The organism is Bradyrhizobium forestalis, from assembly GCF_002795245.1.
GTDB classification, from domain to species: domain Bacteria; phylum Pseudomonadota; class Alphaproteobacteria; order Rhizobiales; family Xanthobacteraceae; genus Bradyrhizobium; species Bradyrhizobium forestalis.
The window spans coordinates 1-598 of sequence record NZ_PGVG01000131.1 but is presented as its reverse complement, the minus strand read 5'-3'; the positions used below and the strand labels follow the sequence as shown (position 1 = coordinate 598).

The 598-nt window shown below is 63.0% G+C and carries 1 protein-coding gene; it reads left to right on the top strand.

All coding sequences use genetic code 11. The annotated features are described in order from the left end of the window. The coding region (locus CVM73_RS38805) for a PAS-domain containing protein (protein ID WP_146006762.1) at positions 1-598 on the top strand (598 nt) is incomplete at both ends.

The window sequence follows — 598 nt, the reverse complement described above, 5'->3', positions numbered from 1 at the left end:
CATTGTCGTCTGTGCGTTCCTGGCCGCCATCGCGCTGTGGATCCATTCCTCGCTGCGCCGCACCAAGCGCTTGCAGCTGCGGCGCAACGCCTTCGTCTCCTCCGCCATGAACAATCTCAACCAGGGCGTGGTGATGACGGATGCGCAACGACGCATCATGTTCTGCAACGACCGCTATCTCGACATCTACGGCCTGACGCGTTCGGATCTGTGGACCGGCATGACCGGCTACGACATCCTCGAGCTGCGTCGGCAGCGCGGGGTACTCGCCGTCTCCGACGACGATTTCTACGAGAAGGCGGCGAGCCCCAACGGCCTGATCACCGAACTGCCCGATGGCCGCGCCATCCTGGTGAAATATTTCGTGTTGCCGAACGGCGGCTCGGTCGCGACGCATCTGGACGTCAGCGATCAGCGCAAGCTGTCACGGCAGCTCGCCTCCACCAAGCAATTCCTGGAAACCGTGCTGGACCACGTGCCGGCCTGCGTCGCCGCGAAGAACATCGAGGACGGTCGTTACATCTTCGCCAACAGCGCCTATGAACGGTTCTGGGGGTTCTCGCGCGACCACGCCGTCGGCAAGAATGCGCGTGAGCTG